Annotated in this window: 13 protein-coding genes; 2 read left to right on the top strand and 11 right to left on the bottom strand. The window is 56.7% G+C overall.

Translation table 11 applies throughout. From position 1 onward, the window contains the following. Positions 1-49: 49 nt before the first annotated feature. Positions 50-1,285, bottom strand: a complete 1,236-nt coding sequence (locus ACFX4O_RS03150; protein ID WP_380207206.1) for an EAL and HDOD domain-containing protein — start codon at positions 1,283-1,285, stop codon at positions 50-52. A gap of 595 nt (positions 1,286-1,880) precedes the next feature. Beyond that, positions 1,881-2,645 (bottom strand): SDR family NAD(P)-dependent oxidoreductase, encoded by a 765-nt coding sequence (locus tag ACFX4O_RS03145; RefSeq protein WP_131406171.1) that lies wholly within the window; start codon positions 2,643-2,645, stop codon positions 1,881-1,883. Positions 2,646-2,828: 183 nt separating this feature from the next. Here ACFX4O_RS03145 and ACFX4O_RS03140 point away from each other — a divergent pair, with 183 nt between their 5' ends. Continuing rightward, positions 2,829-4,166, top strand: coding sequence for an aspartate aminotransferase family protein (locus tag ACFX4O_RS03140; RefSeq protein ID WP_131406172.1), 1,338 nt, complete (start codon positions 2,829-2,831; stop codon positions 4,164-4,166). A gap of 160 nt (positions 4,167-4,326) precedes the next feature. Beyond that, on the top strand, positions 4,327-5,040 hold the full coding sequence (locus tag ACFX4O_RS03135; protein ID WP_131406173.1) for a GNAT family N-acetyltransferase: 714 nt from the start codon (positions 4,327-4,329) through the stop codon (positions 5,038-5,040). 35 nt (positions 5,041-5,075) lie between these two features. Here ACFX4O_RS03135 and ACFX4O_RS03130 read toward each other — a convergent pair whose 3' ends face one another. From ACFX4O_RS03130 to ACFX4O_RS03090, 9 genes are all read right to left on the bottom strand, one after another. Further along, positions 5,076-5,780: an ABC transporter ATP-binding protein gene (locus ACFX4O_RS03130; RefSeq protein ID WP_131406400.1), complete on the bottom strand. Its 705-nt coding sequence runs from the start codon at positions 5,778-5,780 to the stop codon at positions 5,076-5,078. Further along, entirely contained in the window at positions 5,767-6,603 is an 837-nt protein-coding gene (locus ACFX4O_RS03125; RefSeq protein WP_380207203.1) for an ABC transporter ATP-binding protein, read from the bottom strand. Before ACFX4O_RS03125 ends, ACFX4O_RS03130 begins: the two co-directional genes overlap by 14 nt. Then, positions 6,596-7,429 (bottom strand): ABC transporter permease, encoded by an 834-nt coding sequence (locus ACFX4O_RS03120; protein ID WP_380207201.1) that lies wholly within the window; start codon positions 7,427-7,429, stop codon positions 6,596-6,598. The genes ACFX4O_RS03125 and ACFX4O_RS03120 overlap by 8 nt, the downstream gene beginning before the upstream one ends. Continuing rightward, positions 7,429-8,475, bottom strand: a complete 1,047-nt coding sequence (locus tag ACFX4O_RS03115; protein ID WP_380207199.1) for an ABC transporter permease — start codon at positions 8,473-8,475, stop codon at positions 7,429-7,431. The genes ACFX4O_RS03120 and ACFX4O_RS03115 overlap by 1 nt, the downstream gene beginning before the upstream one ends. Positions 8,476-8,530: 55 nt before the next feature. Then, the gene (locus tag ACFX4O_RS03110; protein ID WP_380207197.1) at positions 8,531-10,099 is read right to left on the bottom strand and encodes an ABC transporter substrate-binding protein; all 1,569 of its coding nucleotides are present in this window, start codon (positions 10,097-10,099) and stop codon (positions 8,531-8,533) included. A 172-nt stretch (positions 10,100-10,271) separates the two neighbouring features. Next, positions 10,272-11,774, bottom strand: coding sequence for an FGGY family carbohydrate kinase (locus ACFX4O_RS03105; RefSeq protein ID WP_380207195.1), 1,503 nt, complete (start codon positions 11,772-11,774; stop codon positions 10,272-10,274). A 20-nt stretch (positions 11,775-11,794) separates the two neighbouring features. Then, a complete protein-coding gene (locus ACFX4O_RS03100) occupies positions 11,795-13,213 on the bottom strand; it encodes an L-fucose/L-arabinose isomerase family protein (RefSeq protein ID WP_380207193.1) in 1,419 nt (472 codons plus the stop codon). Positions 13,214-13,246: 33 nt separating this feature from the next. Beyond that, on the bottom strand, positions 13,247-14,194 hold the full coding sequence (locus ACFX4O_RS03095) for a transketolase family protein (RefSeq protein ID WP_380207191.1): 948 nt from the start codon (positions 14,192-14,194) through the stop codon (positions 13,247-13,249). Next, positions 14,187-15,017 (bottom strand): transketolase, encoded by an 831-nt coding sequence (locus tag ACFX4O_RS03090; RefSeq protein ID WP_380207189.1) that lies wholly within the window; start codon positions 15,015-15,017, stop codon positions 14,187-14,189. Before ACFX4O_RS03090 ends, ACFX4O_RS03095 begins: the two co-directional genes overlap by 8 nt. Positions 15,018-15,050 lie beyond the last annotated feature (33 nt).

Here is a 15,050-nt window from a genome sequence, read left to right as displayed (position 1 = left end):
ATGACACCCTACTGATTAAATCGGCTGTCTGGCGCGAAAACTGAAATGATCAGCTGACCTTTGACGGGATATCGTTGGTCCATTTGGTGGCGGCTTTAATCAGCTCCGCCACCATGCTGCGGTTAAAACCCAACCGATGACCGAGCGCGCTTACCTCTTCCCAGTTGTGATTTTCATACAGCTCAATAAGTTGCAGGTAAGGGTAGAGCGGGCCTTTTTGCTCCTTAAGCGCCATCATCACGCTTGCGGAGATATCAATCTGGCTTAATAAATCTGCCATCGGCATTTCAAAAATGCTGTCGAGCTGTGAAAACAGGCCGACGATAAACGCGTCATCGGCAGAGTGGCGGCTGATGGAGTGTGACGAGGCCAGCTCGCAAAACTTGGCGCGGATCAGGCTCTGGTAGTAAATATCGTCGGTCTTGACTTTGTTGACCGAGGTCAGGCAGGAAACCAGTACAAAGCGACGTAACTCATTGGTGCCAAGATAAAAAATAACGTCCTTTAACGACTGGCTGCGGAAATTTTTAATCCCGCGCGCGTTGAACACAATATTTTGTGCATACCGCATAATTTTAAACGACAGCGCCAGATCCTGTTTTAGCAGGGCTTCGATTCGGCCAAAATCCGGCGAGTCGGCATTCACCTCTTTCATCAGTTTTAAGGTGATTTCCTGATTCTGAAACAGTTTATTGGCCGAATGGATCACCGGCTTGCTGAAAAAATGCCCCTGAAACAGCGTGCAGCCCATATTACGGAAACACTCGTACTCTTCCTGTGTTTCCACCTTTTCGGCAAGAAATATCGTGTCTTTCAGCAAATGGGCTTTGTCGTTGATATAGCCACTTATCTCGTCGGCCGTATTTTCCCGCACGTCGAATTTGATGATGCTGATATAAGGTAAAAACGCGTTCCAGGTGTCGCCTAACGCGAAGTCATCCAGCGCGATACGAAAGCCGTGCGCAGAGAGTTTTTTTACCGTGTTGAGCAACTGAGGCGTGGGTTCGGCAGTTTCGAGAATTTCCACAATCACGCGGTCTTTCGGTAGGGTTTCCGCCATCCCCTGCACCAGCAACTCGTAAGGGAAGTTTACGAAAATCGCGCTGTACTCTTTCAGTCGGCCCAGCGGCGCACCCAGAAACTGTTCGACAATAATTTGGGCAGTGGCGTACTCCGGAGTAACGTCGGGAAACCGGTTCGTCATACTGTCTCTGAACAACAACTCGTAACCGACTGTGTTCATATTTGCATCAAAAATCGCCTGCCGGGCGACAAAAGAGAACATGCGATACTCCACTTACAGATGCCTGCAAATCTTAAAATAGTCGGTAAAAAGCAAATCTGAGCCGGTCAATCCGCGCCATTTTTACGCAGGCTAAAAGGGAAGCCTGGACGAAAACGGGAAAGACGCAAGTCGGACTTTAGGAAGGCAGTATCTTTTGTAAACGTCTGAAGGATTTAAGTCAAATTCCGAATGGCGGAATCATAACGCATTGCCTCTTTTATCGACAATGGCGGCGAGAAATGCATCAATTTTGCGGTCGCATCGCGATGCGCGTCACGCTTCGTCAGTTTTTTCCCGGCTTGTTAGTGTCAGCCCTCAATGATGAGTGACCCTCATCACGCGGGTTTACGCGAAGATCAGGCAAATTATGACAAGCATCAAAAAACCGGAAATTGCGACAAAATGGCTATTGTTAAGAGCATTCTGATGGACTATTGTGGTTTCACCCCATAAAGAGCTAACGCCACCTAAGAGTGAGTGCCGGAGATAAGCGCCGGGCGGGGTAGAACGATTAAACCTCCAGGAAAAAAGAATAAAAGCAGGCCCCGGCATTTATGCCGGGGCGTTTTATTTTGTGGCTTAGCGATATCCAGGTTTAATCCCGGTCGATGGCAAACGGCTGCCAGGCCTGGCGCACCGGCATCACTTCTACGCGGTTAATATTCATATGATCCGGCAGCGTGGCGATGTAAAACATCTGCCCGGCAATATCCTGCGCACTGAGCGGCGTCGTGCCGCGATACAAATTATCAGAAGCCGCCTTGTCGCCTTTGGTGCGTACCAGCGTAAATTCCGTTTCGGCAATCCCCGGCGCGAGATCGGTTACCCGCACACCGGTTCCCAGTAAGTCGCAGCGCAGGTTGTAGCTAAACTGCTTCACAAAGGCTTTGGTTGCGCCATACACATGGCTGCCGGGGTAGGGCCACTGCCCGGCGATAGATCCAATATTGATAATCGATGCCCCCGCACCATGCGCAATCAGTGTTGGCAGCAGCGCGTGTGTCACATTAACCAGCCCGGTGACATTGGTATCGATCATCGTTTGCCAGTCCTGCAAGTCCACTTTCTGGGCGGGCTGCGGGGCGAGCGCCAGCCCGGCATTGTTGATAAGCGTCGTGATATCGGCAAATTCCGCAGGCAGTTCGGTAACGGCTTTTTTCACCGCAGCGTTATCGCGCACATCCAGTTCAATAATGTGCACTGGCACTTTGCCATGCAGCCGTTCTTTAAGGTTTTCCAGACGCGTAAGCCGACGCCCACTCAATACCAGCGCCCATCCGGCGTCGGCAAAAACCTGCGCCGCCGCTTCGCCAAATCCGGAAGTCGCCCCCGTAATGAACACCACGTTTTTCGCTGCCATTGTTCTCTTCTCCTGTGCAGGTTAGTTGCGCCACTATAAAAACCCTCACCCCTGCCAGACAGTGCCAGTTACTCCGCCGGCGTGTGACAAGGTGTCACATCTCGCAAACCCGACTGGCTCTACCCGCGTCTTCACGCCGCACAGCATGATGCAGACAACAACAACGGCATGAGAGGATCTGGCATGAAACTGGCACTTCACAACGAGATGGCGATAACGAACGACGATGTGCGTCAACTGGACCGATCATATGTATTTCACTCATGGTCGATGCAGGGCAACCTCAACCCGATGGTGATTGCCGGGGCAAAAGGTTGCGAGCTGTGGGATTACGACGGTAACCGCTACCTCGATTTCAGCAGCCAGTTAGTGAACGTCAATATTGGTTATCAACACCCGCGCGTGCTGGCGGCGATGAAAGCGCAACTGGAAACGCTGGTAACCATTGCTCCGGCCACCGCCAACCTGGCGCGCGGCGAAGCGGCAAAACGCATTGTGGAGCTGGCGCCAGAGGGTTTCAGTAAAGTCTTTTTCACCAACGCCGGGGCAGACGCCAACGAAAACGCCATCCGTATGGCGCGGCTGTACACCGGGCGCGACAAGATTTTCTCTGCCTATCGCTCTTACCACGGCAACACCGGCAGCGCCATTGCGGCAACCGGCGACTGGCGACGTGTGCCGAATGAATATTCACGCGGGCATGTTCACTTCTTTAACCCGTACCTTTATCGCAGCGAATTTAATGCCACCAGCGAAGCTGAAGAGTGCGAACGTGCGCTGGCACACCTGCGTCGGATGATCGAATGTGAAGGGCCAACATCGATTGCGGCGATCCTGCTGGAGTCCGTTCCTGGCACGGCGGGCATTCTTGTGCCGCCAGCCGGGTATATGCAAGGCGTGCGCGCGCTGGCTGATGAGTTCGGGATTATGTTGATCCTGGATGAAGTGATGGCCGGTTTCGGCCGTACTGGAAGCTGGTTCGCTTTCGAACAGGATGGCATTGTGCCGGATCTGATCACCTTCGCTAAAGGGGTGAATGCGGGCTATGTCCCGGCGGGCGGCGTGCTGATTTCCGCACCGATTGCCCATTATTTTGACGATCACTTCTTTGCCGGGGGGCTGACCTATTCCGGGCATCCGCTGGCCATGGCGGCGATTGTCGCCACGCTGGATGCCATGAAAGAAGAGAACGTGGTGCAGAATGCGGCACATGTCGGCAACGGCGTTCTGCGCCCTGCGCTGGAAGCTCTGGCAGCGAAATATCCCCTGATTGGCGAAGTGCGTGGTCGCGGCATGTTCCAGGCGCTGGAGTTGGTAAGCAACCGTAAAAACAAGACGCCTTTAGCAGGGGCAGAGATGGCTGCGATTAAGGCGGCGCTTACCCAGGCCGGAATGTTGACTTTTATTGTCGAAAACCGCATTCATGTCGTGCCACCTTGCATAATGAGCGCGAAAGAAGTCCAGCAAGGAATGGCCATTTTTGACCAGGTTTTGGCTCAATTTGGCCACTTTAGTCAGTAAATGTAAAGGCATCAGACTATTCTGATGCCAAATCTGGTCAGTCCTCTGATTTCAAAGGCATTTTTCTTCACTTACCCCCCAATTTTAGGCACTATATTCCGGGCTTAACTGCTGCTAAAACTCTCTTTTTCTATTTAACTTTTTTGCCTGGGAGAAAAAAGTGCCGGAATTGAATCATTATGGTCAAACCGTCGGTGACGTGTTGCCGCACTGGCACGGCGTCCAGCCGCTGCCGCGCAGCGTGTTGCAAGGACAATACTGTCGGCTGGAACCGCTGGATGCCAGGATACACACGCACGATCTTCTGCGTGCATACTCTCAGGCGGAAAACGAGAGCGACTGGACATGGCTGGCGGGTGAGCGCCCACAAACGCTGGATAGCATGGCGCAGTGGGTGGTGAGTAAAATGATCGACACCACCATCGCGCCTTTCGCCGTGGTGGAGTGTGCCAGCGGTGAGGCGCTCGGCGTCGTCGCCTGGCTTGCCATCAACACGCAAAATGGTTCGGTGGAAATCGGTCATGTTACCTGGTCACCGCGCATGAAAAATAGCGTGCTGGGTACGGAAGCTATCTGGTTGATACTGCGCCACGCTTTTGCCTGCGGCTACCGCCGCGTGGAGTGGAAATGTGACGTGCTCAACGTCGCTTCCCGCCGCGCAGCCGAACGCCTCGGGTTTAGCTGGGAGGGGCGCTTCCGCCAGCATATGGTGCGCAAAGGTCGCAACCGCGATACCGACTATTTATCGATGCTGGATAACGAATGGCCGCAGCGCGACGCGGCGATTTCCGCCTGGCTGGCGGCGAGTAATTTTGACGAGCAGGGCAGGCAAAAACAAAAACTCAGCGCCTTCTTTACTCCCTCATCACCCTGATGAAGATGGCATCGGTATCTGCCGATGCCATCTCGTTAGCCCATCCGGTGTTCGCCACGCAGCAGCGCATCTCGGTCAAAGAAACGTTCAATTATCCCGCCTGCCATATACGCCGCCCGGTCTGACATATGGGCAATCACATCCGCGTCATGGCTGACCAGCAAATAACTCATCCCGTGCTGTTGTTTCAGGCGATTCAACAGATTGAGGATCTCCGCCTGGACTGACATATCCAGTGCTGACGTCGGCTCATCAAGCAGCAGGAGTTTTGGTCGCAGCAGTAGCGCGCGCGCAATCGCCACGCGCTGGCGCTGGCCGCCAGAGAGCTGGTGTGGATAACGGCGCGCAGCATCGGCGGGTAAACCGACCTGCTCCAGCGCCGTCGCTACGCGATTGTCGATATCGCCCTCACCGTGGATTTTTAACGGCTCCGCCAGCGTGCGATACAGCGTATGGTTCGGGTGCAGCGAGGCATAAGGATCCTGAAACACCATCTGCACGTTGCGGCGCAAAGCGCCCTGATAGCGCTTACCTGCGCTGACCGGCTCGCCAAACAGCGACACGTTGCCTTGCCATTCGCGCTGTAAGCCCGCCAGCACGCGCAGCACGGTCGATTTGCCGCAGCCAGAAGCACCAATCAGGCTAAAGGTTTCACCGGCGTGCAGCTGGAAACTGGCACCTGAAACCACCGTTTTCTCGCCAAAGGCGACCTGCAACTGGTGAAGATCAACGATGTTCATCATTGCGCTCCGTAAAGGTCTGGCTGCGATCGAGCGTCGGCAGCATCTGGCCGTAGGTTTGCGCATTCGGGCGGCAGGTCCAGAGTGTGCGCGTATAAGGATGTTGCGCCTGCGGCAGATATTGTGCGGGCATGGTATCAACACATTCGCCCTGGTACATCACCATCACGCGGTGGCAGTGCTGTGCTACCAGCGGCAGATCGTGGCTTATCAATAACATCGCCATCTGGCGTTGTTCGCACTGCGCAACCAGCAATTCGAGGATCTGGTTACGCAGCCGCGCATCCAGCGCCGAGGTCGGTTCATCGGCAATCAACACTTGCGGATCGTTGACCAGCGCAATGGCGATCATCACCCGTTGACCCATGCCGCCAGAAAGCTCGCCAGGGTAGCGATGCAGCACCGTCGCTTCCAGCTCCACCGCGCGCAATGCTTCATGGATTTTCTCCATGCGCTGTTTGCGGCTAAGGCGCTGATGCAGCGTGATGGCTTCGTCCAGTTGCGCTTGCACACTTTTCACCGGATTCAGCGCGTAGCGCGGATCTTGTAACACCATGGCGATGTCGTTTCCGCGCAGGTTGCGCCAGCCGCGATTGTCGAGCGTCAGAAGAGTGTTCCCCAGCACGTCGAGTTTCTCTGCGCTGACTTTTCCCGGCGCGCGCACCAGCCCCATCAGGGCGCGGGCGGTCATCGATTTGCCGGAACCCGATTCGCCCACCAGCGCCAGCCTTTCGTTGCCGAGGGTAAAGCTCAGATTGCGGACCACCCGCGAGCCGGGGTAATCAATATTCAGGCCGCTTACCGCGACGCGTGTCTCAGTCATGTTGCGGCTCCAGTACATCGCGCAGGCCATCGCCGAGCAAATTAAACGCCAGGCTTGCCAGCAAAATCACCGCACCGGGTGCGGCGGCAATCCACCATTGATCGAAAATCACCTGCATGCCATCGGCAATCATTGCGCCCCATTCCGCCATCGGCGGGCGGGCGCCCAGGCCTAAAAACCCCAACCCGGCGGCGGCAAGAATAATCCCGGCGAGATCGAGCGCGAGACGCACAATCGCCGAAGGCAAACACAGCGGCAAAATATGCCCCAGCAGCAAGCGCCAGCCGCGAATGCCCATCATCTCGGCGGCGGCCAGATAATCACTGTGGCGCAGACGCTGGATTTCGCTGCGCGCCTGGCGCGCGTAAGCAGGCCAGGTGGTTAACGCCAGCGCCAGCGCGCCATTGACAAGGCCAGGGCCGAGCATGGCGACAAACGCAAACGCGAGGATCAAGCGCGGCATCGACATCACCACATCCGTGAAGCGCATCAGCACGCGCTCCATCCAGCCGCCGTAGTAGCCGGAAAGGATCCCCACCAGCAACCCGGCGGGTAACGTAATCAGGGTTACCAGCGCCACCAGCCCCAGCGCCGGGCGAGTGCCATAAATCAACCGCGAGAGCAAATCACGACCATAGCTGTCGGTGCCGAGCCAGTGCTGTGCAGTGGGCGCTTGCAAACGTGCGGCAGCGTCCTGCCAGTTGGGATCGAGCGGGGCAAGCCACGGCGCGAAGAGGGCGATGAGCAGCAACAGAAGCACAATGAGCAGGCCGCTAAATGCGGCAGGCGAGCGGCGTAAACGGCGCAAGAATAACGTTGTCGGCATCAGTGCACCCTCGGATCGGTCAACCGTACCAGCAGGTCGGTCAGGTTGTTGATCAACACAAAACAGACGCCAATCACCAGCGTACCGCCCATGATGGCGGTGGTATCTCCGGCAAACAGCGCGGTGGTGAGGTAGCGGCCAATTCCCGGCCACGAGAAGACCGTTTCGGTCAGCACGGCACCTTCGAGCATGCTGGTATACGCCAGCGCAATCACCGTTAACAACGTACCGCGAATATTCGGCAGCACGTGACGCAGCAAAATCGTCATCTCACCCGCGCCTTTCGCGCGCGCCAGCAAAATGTACTCTTTGTTCATTTCTCCAAGACACGCAGAGCGGGTGAGGCGGGTAATGCTCGCCAGCGAGTAATACGCCAGCAACAGCACCGGCAGCAGTAAGTGGCTGATGGCGTTTTTAAACGCCGCGCTGTCGCCGGAAAACCAGGTATCGATCAGCGCAAACCCGGTCCGCGGCGTCACGGTGTACTGGTAAATATCATCCAGCCTACCGGGCCCGGCGCTCCACTGCAGGCGGGCGTAAAACAGCGCCAGCATCAGCAGGCCAAGCCAGAAAATGGGCACCGAATTGCCGAGCAGGGTAAAAGTGCGTACCGCTAAATCCCACGGCGAGCCTTTAAAACGGGCGCACAGTACACCGGCGATAATGCCGAGCACGGAGCCGACAATCAGCGCCAACGTCGCCAGTTCCAGCGTGGCAGGGAAGGCGGCGAGCAGATCCTGCATGACCGGCTGCCCGGTGGCGCTGGCGGTGCCTAAATCACCGTGAGCGAGCCGGGTTAGATAGTGCCAGAACTGCACCGGCAGCGGTTGATCCAGCCCGAGCTGGTGGCGAACCTGGTCATACGTGGACTGGCTGGCATGATCGCCGACAATTTGCAGCACCCGGTCAACAGGCGAAAACGCCGATAGCGAAAAGGTGACCAGCAACAGGCCAAACAGCGTGAGGGAGAGCGTCAGCAGCCCCTGAAATAGCGCGAGCAGAGGGCGTTTGGCGCGCCGCTCTGCTCTGTTGGGTGAAACAGACATGGAAAAACTCGTAGTCAGTAAAAGAACCCTCCCGCGTGAGCGGGAGGAGGAAGCATTACTTGGTTACGCGGTCATACCACACCATATCCGCATTCAGCCCCTGCTGATAGCCTTTCACGTTGTCGCGCACCACAATCTGTGTTTTGCCTTGATCGACAAAGACATACGGTGATTTATGCTGCAACTCTTGCTGCATCTGTTTGTACAGTTCAAGGCGTTTTTTCGCATCTGGTTCTGCCACCGCGGCCAGTGTCGCTTTGCTTAATTCGGGTATCTGCCAGCCGTTCAGCCCTGCAACGGTGCTGGATTTGCCATCGTTATACGCAAAGGCGCTGGCGTTAGAGTGGGCGTCGAAGTAATCCGGGATCCACAAACGGATCGCCGCCTGGTGCTGTTTTGCGCGCACGCGGGCATACACCTGGCTACCGGCTGCAGGCAGGAGATCCACTTTCACGCCGCCCTGGGCAAAACTGGCCTGCATGGATTGTGCGATAGTGATAAACGGCGGTTTGTTCTCCACATCCAGCGTAAAGTGCGCATCTTTGATACCTGCTTTGGCAAGGATCTCTTTCGCTTTCGCCGGGTCAAATTTGAATGGGTTATCTTCAAGCGCGCCCGGCAGGCCGACCGGCAGGAAGCTCTGGTGGACAAAATATTGCCCTTTCAGCAGGTCTTTGGTGATGCCGTCGTAATCCACCAGCCAGCGCGCCGCTTCCCAGAACGCCGGATTATTGAGCAGCGGATTAGCGCTGTTACCGGCGTTAAACACCAGATAGTTCTGCTCAGCGGACGGAATGCTCAGCACCTTGACGCCTTTTTTATCTGCCAGCGCGCTGATTTGATCCGCGCCCAGATCGCGCGCCACATCAGCATCGCCCTGCTGGATCAGTAAGCGGCGGGAAGCCGGATCCGGCACGTTTTTAATGATGATGTTTTTTAGTTTCGGTGCGCCGCCAGGCGAGGTGGCGTTGGCATCCAGCACAATTGCCTGGTGCGGTTGGTAGACGCGCATTTTAAACGCGCCGCTGCCCGCTGAGTGCATTTTCAGCCATGCGTTGCCGAAGTCATCACCTTTCACGTTGGCGCTGACCAGCTTCTCATCGACGATAGAGGCAATGGGCGTGGAGAGAATATTCAGCGCCACCGCCGGGCTGACGTCTGCCGTCCAGCGCAGTTGCAGCGTGTGGTCATCAACCTTTTTCAACTGGCTGGCGATATTGTCCAGCTGCCAGCCAAGCACGTTGAGAATAAACGCCGGTGATTTGTTCAGCGTGACCGCGCGGGTATAAGAGAAAATCACATCTTCCGGGCGCAGCGGGTTGCCGGAGGCAAACTTCGCATCGCTTTTCAGCTTGATAGTCAGGGTTTTCGCCGCCGCATCTGCTTGCCAGCTTTCCGCCAGCACCGGGTTAATCTTTTCCGGATTCTCACGATCTGGCTGTACCAGGCGCTGGTACAGGCTCGGCACGGTCTGGATACTGGAAAGTTCGTTAGCTTCCGCCGGGTCGAGGCTGACAATATCGTCCAGACCTTGAGCCACTACCAGCGTATCTGGCGGGGTTGCCGCATAGCCGGCAGCAGAAAGGAGCGTCAATATGACGAGAGGCAGCAGTTTTTTAGTCATAAGAAATCCCTGAAAAGTTAATACGATGTGATTATTTGTTCCGCTAAAGTAGGCTGCTTCTCATGTTTCTTAAAGTTTAAATTCATCTTTCTATATGCTGTGTGAGCATAAGCCAGATGTTTTTGTCATTAGCGAGGAAAAGCGCGGAGCGAATGCCCCGCGTTTGAAGGAATTACGCTGTTGCGCGCGCCAGTTGTACGGCGTTTTGCCAGTCAAACCAGCGTTTTTGCAGGCGGTCGTGGCGCGCCATATCCGGCTGGAAGGTAATATGTTCCGGCAAGAACGCACGCAACTGTTCGTTATCCACTTGCAACAACGCCTTGCGTGCCAGCAGCGCCGCGCCAATAGCGGAAAGCTCGGCAACATCGCTGCGCATCACCGGGCAGCCGAGCAGATCTGCCTGGTACTGCATCAGCCAGTCGTTTTTCGTCGGCCCACCGTCCACCATCAGCGCGTTCAGGGAAAACGCGTTGTGCTGACGCATTGCTACCACTACATCCGCAATCTGATAGGTTATCGATTCCAACGCCGCGCGGATCAGGTGCGCGCGTTTCACGCCACGGCTTAAACCGTGGATTAACCCACGCGCATGTTCATCCCACCAGGGCGCGCCCAGCCCGGTCAGCGCCGGGACAAAATAGACGCCAAGGGTCGAATCTACCGAGGCGGGTAGGGTACTCAGCGCCTGCGCCAGTTCGGCCTCCGGCAACGCGTTCAGGCCGGTGCTTTCCACCATCCATGCCACTGCATCGCCGGTATGCGGGATATTGCCCTCCAGCCCATAAACCAGCCGTTCACCGTCGTGCCACGCGACCGTTGTCGCCAGCGATTTGACATCGCACTGCGCACTCGCGACCGGCGCCATCACCGATGAACCGGTGCCGTAGGTGGCTTTCACGCCACCCGCCGCGCCCAGACCATGCGCAAACAGCGCGGCATGGGAATCGCCAATCATCGCCAGAATCGGAATGCCATCCGGGATGCCGCTCAACCCCTGAGTGTGGCCGAACAAGCCGCTGGAGGGGCGGATTTGCGGTAACGCCTGGCGCGGAATACCAAACAGCGCCAGCATCGCGTCGTCCCAGTCGCCACTGTGCAGGTTGAACAATTGAGTGCGTGAGGCGTTGGAGTAATCACAACAGAAGGCCGTTCCGCCAGTGAAATGCCACAACAGCCAGCTATCGACGGTGCCGAGGCAAATTTCACCCTGCGCCGCCAGTTCGCTGCCGTTAGGGATGGCATCAAGCAGCCAGCGCATTTTCGATGCGGAAAAGAGCGGCGCGATCGGCAACCCGGTCGTGGTTTTGATGACGGCTTCTTTTCCCTGTTCACGCAGCGCATGGCAAAAATCCGCCGTGCGCGAGCACTGCCAGGTGAGCGCCGGGCATAATGGCTGACCGCTGGCGCGATACCAGCCGATGGCGGTTTCACGCTGGTTGCTGATGGCCAGCGCGGCAACGTTCTGTGCGCCAACGGCGTCCACTACCTGGCGCACCACCGCCAGCGAAGCCTCGAGCAGCTGTTCAGCGGACTGTTCAACCCAACCTTCGCGCGGGGTCTCGATGCTCAGCGGGCGGGCGCATTTCGCCACCACCTGGCCTTTCGCGTTCAGCGCCACGGCTTTGGCGTTGGTGGTGCCTTCGTCCAGCGCAATAATGATGTTTTCCTGCGACATCACATCTCTCCTGATGGCGGTTACTGGTGCAGGTAAGTCTCAACGCCAAGGTAGCGGGTAAAGGCTTCATGCAGGACTTCCGCACTGGCGGCGTGGTTCATCGCCACATGGTGTTCAAAACCGTTTCGACAGATCCAGGCGAGCAGGTGCTCCAGCTTCGGCACCTGGATAACTGCGCGACAACCCACGGTATCCAGCGGATCGTCCACCGACTGGCCTTCGCCGACATAGGCTTTGATCTCGCCGCTCAAATCGTCGGTGCTCAAACGGAAATAGGTCAGCGCACCCGCTTTCAGGCGGCCATGTACCGCGCCGCAGGTATTCTCTTTCCCGACGGTGGTGCCGATGATGTCGGCGGTGCCCATATGCGGCGATTCGAGGCTGGCAGAGGCGAAGTTACCGCAGTGAAACAGCACGCATTTATCGCGATCGTCGCCGAAATTATTATTCCAGTCGGCAATGGATGCCGGGTTCATATTGGCGCTTGCCAGCGCGAACATGGAGAGCGCGCCCATCACATCCACCTCGCAGGCGGACGGCATTAACTGGCCGGACATCACGCTCATGATCGAGCAGACGTTAATGCCAAGGTTTTCCTGCAACGACGTCCAGCACTGGATGGCGGTGGTATCAATATCGTTGGCAATCACCCATTCGCTTATCACCACAAACAGCTTCGCCATGGTTACCAGTTTGTCGGCGGGAATGGCGCTGGCGTCGGCGTTATCCAGTAGCAGGCGGCGTTTTTCGTCAACGCGGATATCATCGTCACGCAGGGTTTTGATGCGGGTAAAGACTTCGGAAAGATCGAGGGTTTCCACTGCGATGCCCAAACGTTCGAGCAATTTTTCGCTGTAGCGCACGGTGTTAAACCCGGCAGGACGCGCGCCGATAGCGCCGACGCGTACGCCACGCATGCTGCTGACCACGCGGCAAATCTGCTCAAAACGTTTGAGATCGTGGGCGAATACCTCACCACTGAGCGCACAGACATGTTGGGTGGTGAGCGTAAAAGGAATGCCGTACTGGCGCAGGTTATTGCACAGGGAGATTTTGCCGCAGAAGCTGTCGCGGCGCGTCGCCAGCCCCATTTTATCCAGATTATCCTCTTCGGCCTGCACCAGCACCGGCACGTTTAGCCCGGAAAGGCGCAGGGTTTCCGCCACTGCTTTTTCATCACCAAAGTTGGGCAAAAGTACGACAACACCGTGGATCTCATCGCGGTGAGCGCGGAACAGATCGGCGCAAATCTTCGCGTCCTGGCGCGTTTCCACACCGCCTAGCTCGGTTTGCGTCTCGTTGAGCATAATGGTGTTGATGCCAAGGCGGTCAAACAGGGCAATGGCCTGCTCGCGCGCTTCCGCCACAAGGTAGCTTGGGAAAAAACCACGGTTGCCTATGATCACCGCCATGGTCAGTTTTTGTGGGATTCGGGACATTGTTCTCTCTCCAGTAAGATGTTCTTTTTATTGTTATTGTCGGGCTGCCAGCAGCTCGCGGGCATTGTTGACCACGCCAGCCGCATCGATTTGATGGCGGGCGCGGGTAGCGGCACGGTCGGCGGCGATGGCGTACTGCCCATCCTGAATGCCGAGCCGACGCAGCGGCAGCGCACAGCCCGCTTCTGCCAGCACTTCTGCCACCAGGCTGCCAACGCCGCCATTGACGTTGTGCTCTTCCACGCTGATTACGGCGCGGTGATTTTTCAGCGCCGCCAGTAGCTGCGATATATTGCATGGGCGAATAGACGGTACACTGATAACACTGGCGTCAATACCTTGTGCTGCCAGTTGTGTGGCAGCTTCGACAATTTCATGCACCGTCGATCCCATTGCCACCAGCACGATATCTCTGCCCTGACGCAGCACATCAATATTGCCCGGCGCGAAGCGGTAGTCTGCATCGTGCAGCTCCGGCAGTGCTTTGCCATCGAGGCGGATATAGACTGGGCCGACATGGGCGAGGGCGTAATCAATAATTTGCCGACACTCCAGCGGGCAGGAAGGGGCGTAAATTTCGATATTGCCGAAGCCGCGCAGCACCGAGATATCGTCAATGCTGTGGTGCGTGCTCGCCAGCGGCCCGTAGCTTGCGCCCGCATTAAGGCCGAACAGTTTGACGTTGGTGTTGTTGTAGCAGATGTCGACTTTGATCTGCTCATTGGCACGGGAAATCAGAAACGGCGCAGCGTTACAGGTGACGGCGATTTTGCCACCCAGCGCCAGACCCGCAGCAGCGCCGACCAGCGTCTGCTCGGCGATACCGACATTCACCACGCGGCCGGGAAATTTCTTCATAAACGGCGAGATTTTTGCGGTGGAAGTGGAATCCGCCACCACCGGCACCAGATCCACACCGCTATCAACGGCATCGATAAAGGCATTCACCATCACTGTCGCCAGGTGTTCGCTATTACTCATCTTTCAGTTCCTCCAGCGCCAGTTCAACCTCTTCACCTTTCGGCACGCGGTGGTGCCACTCCGGGCGTCCCTGAATAAAGGAAACCCCTGCGCCTTTGGTGGTGTGTGCAATCACCACCTGCGGTTTGCCCGCCGGTTGCAGCCCTTCCAGCGTGGTGACCACATCAGCCATATCGTTACCGTGACACTCGGTAACCTGCATGCCAAAGGCGCGCCATTTCGCATCCAGCGGATCGGTATTGAGGATCTCTTTGGTTGGCCCTGCCAGTTGCAGGCTGTTTTTATCGTTAATAATGATCAGGTTATCTAACTGGTAATGGGCGGCGACCAGCGCGGCTTCCCAGTTGCTGCCTTCGGCTAGTTCACCGTCACCGGTGACGACAAAAACGCGGCGCGTGCTGTTGCTGCGTTTCGCCGCCAGCGCGATGCCAACCGCGACGGGTAAACCGTGGCCGAGTGCACCGGTGTTCAGTTCAATGCCCGGAGTTTTGTGTTTCACCGGATGGCCTGGCAAGTGGGAATCTGCATGTTGGTAAGTCGCCAGCCAGTCGACGGGGATAAACCCGGCTTCCGCCAGCACGCAGTAATAACCGCCCACCGCGTGGCCTTTCGACTGAATGTAGATGTCGCGCTCGTCGCTCTCTTTGGTTTGCGGCGAACAGTTTAGGATGCGGAAATAGAGTGCAGTCAGCAGCTCAACTTGCGATAAATCAGCGCCGGTGTGCCCGCCTGCCGGGCTTTCGGCGTTCAGCATGATGATACGGCGGCGCACCGCGCGTGCTTTCTTTTCGAGCTCATCGACAGAGAGCGAAAACGGATTCATAAGACACCTCTTGAATGTATAGTCTTTCATGAA

This window comes from Kosakonia sp. YIM B13571, assembly GCF_042788095.1.
GTDB classification, from domain to species: Bacteria; Pseudomonadota; Gammaproteobacteria; order Enterobacterales; family Enterobacteriaceae; genus Kosakonia; species Kosakonia quasisacchari.
Note: the sequence above shows the minus strand (reverse complement) of the source record. Positions and strands in the feature narration are given on the sequence as shown.

Excerpts from the sequence above, each read along its gene's own strand:
- ACFX4O_RS03115 (WP_380207199.1), bottom strand. The coding sequence starts at position 8,475 with ATGTCTGTTTCACCCAACAGAGCAGAGCGGCGCGCCAAACGCCCTCTG.
- ACFX4O_RS03100 (WP_380207193.1), bottom strand. The coding sequence starts at position 13,213 with ATGTCCCGAATCCCACAAAAACTGACCATGGCGGTGATCATAGGCAAC.
- ACFX4O_RS03150 (WP_380207206.1), bottom strand. The coding sequence starts at position 1,285 with ATGTTCTCTTTTGTCGCCCGGCAGGCGATTTTTGATGCAAATATGAAC.
- ACFX4O_RS03095 (WP_380207191.1), bottom strand. The coding sequence starts at position 14,194 with ATGAGTAATAGCGAACACCTGGCGACAGTGATGGTGAATGCCTTTATC.
- ACFX4O_RS03120 (WP_380207201.1), bottom strand. The coding sequence starts at position 7,429 with ATGCCGACAACGTTATTCTTGCGCCGTTTACGCCGCTCGCCTGCCGCA.
- ACFX4O_RS03145 (WP_131406171.1), bottom strand. The coding sequence starts at position 2,645 with ATGGCAGCGAAAAACGTGGTGTTCATTACGGGGGCGACTTCCGGATTT.
- ACFX4O_RS03090 (WP_380207189.1), bottom strand. The coding sequence starts at position 15,017 with ATGAATCCGTTTTCGCTCTCTGTCGATGAGCTCGAAAAGAAAGCACGC.
- ACFX4O_RS03140 (WP_131406172.1), top strand. The coding sequence starts at position 2,829 with ATGAAACTGGCACTTCACAACGAGATGGCGATAACGAACGACGATGTG.
- ACFX4O_RS03110 (WP_380207197.1), bottom strand. The coding sequence starts at position 10,099 with ATGACTAAAAAACTGCTGCCTCTCGTCATATTGACGCTCCTTTCTGCT.
- ACFX4O_RS03125 (WP_380207203.1), bottom strand. The coding sequence starts at position 6,603 with ATGACTGAGACACGCGTCGCGGTAAGCGGCCTGAATATTGATTACCCC.
- ACFX4O_RS03105 (WP_380207195.1), bottom strand. The coding sequence starts at position 11,774 with ATGTCGCAGGAAAACATCATTATTGCGCTGGACGAAGGCACCACCAAC.
- ACFX4O_RS03130 (WP_131406400.1), bottom strand. The coding sequence starts at position 5,780 with ATGAACATCGTTGATCTTCACCAGTTGCAGGTCGCCTTTGGCGAGAAA.